The organism is Thiolapillus sp. (assembly GCF_048562965.1).
Taxonomy (GTDB): Bacteria; Pseudomonadota; Gammaproteobacteria; order Chromatiales; family Chromatiaceae; genus Thiolapillus; species Thiolapillus brandeum_A.
The window spans coordinates 1-975 of record NZ_JBHNMF010001031.1 but is presented as its reverse complement, the minus strand read 5'-3'; the positions used below and the strand labels follow the sequence as shown (position 1 = coordinate 975).

Annotated in this window: 3 protein-coding genes; all 3 read right to left on the bottom strand. The window is 55.4% G+C overall.

The features are described 5' to 3' along the window. Positions 1-292: hypothetical protein (locus ACOCD2_RS22045; RefSeq protein WP_419626128.1), on the bottom strand; the 292-nt coding region annotated here is incomplete at its 3' end. Next, positions 276-431: a hypothetical protein gene (locus tag ACOCD2_RS22040; protein ID WP_419626126.1), complete on the bottom strand. Its 156-nt coding sequence runs from the start codon at positions 429-431 to the stop codon at positions 276-278. The genes ACOCD2_RS22040 and ACOCD2_RS22045, both read right to left, overlap by 17 nt. A 68-nt stretch (positions 432-499) precedes the next feature. After that, positions 500-853, bottom strand: a complete 354-nt coding sequence (locus tag ACOCD2_RS22035; protein WP_374109786.1) for a recombinase family protein — start codon at positions 851-853, stop codon at positions 500-502. Between the last annotated feature and the right edge of the window lie 122 nt (positions 854-975).

Below are 975 nucleotides of genomic sequence, written 5' to 3'. Positions count from 1 at the left end.
CCGCGCAATTGATATCCAGTAACTGCCAGTTACCATTGTTGGACGGCCCGGCTTTTGCCAGCTCGGCCGGGTTTACATCGCCCTGGGGACGTACCTGCTCACAGTAAATCTCGTACGCCTCCAGAAGTTTCTCGCCGGGGAGATCGTCACTGTCTCGCGACAGCACATTAAGCAGTGTGACTGCAAAAACCGTGGCATGAAGATGCACGACCGCTGCCAGCCATGGAGAGCGAAGCGAAATCTGGTAGTCCCCAGTAGCCGCGAGGCCGCACTGCTTACCCGTCGTGCACATAGCGCCAGAGGGGAAGCAACGTAGGCATCCAAACGCGGCGTCCGGTCATTGGGAGACAAGTACGGAGCAGCAACGAGCTTGCGAAGTTGTTGCGTAGTGCTGGGTGACCAGGACGGCTGGGGCACCAATAGGTTGTCAAAGGTCGAGTCGATTTTGGGGCTGGGATGCCCCAAAATCTTTCACGAGGCCGAAGACACGCTTGATAGATTATGGAAGGGGGTACTGGTAGCCATGGCGTTTTAGCGAATTATTCAATGTTACGCGGGAAAGCATGAAATGCTGAGCAACTTCGGTTTTCGTCACCTGTGGATCACGAAGCATGGCTGCTGCCTTCCGAACATCACTCTTAGTCATGCTAGGTTTTCGCCCACCTTTCCGGCCTCTGGCTCTGGCGGCCGCCAAGCCTGCCACAGTTCTTTCCCGAATCAGGCTATGCTCAAACTCTGCCAAAGCGCCGAAGATATGGAATACGAGCTTCCCTCCAGCACTGACAGTATCGATATTCTCCGTCAGGGATTGGAACCCCACGCCTCGATTGTCCAGGGTAGATACGATTTCCACTAACCGTAAGCGCCAGAGAATCAGCCCTCTTGCAGCTTACTGAGGGTGACGTTCCAAGGTAGCAGGGCCTCGATCTCTTCAACTGTACTGGCCCCACCAATGTGCTGCAGCACAGGGTGGAG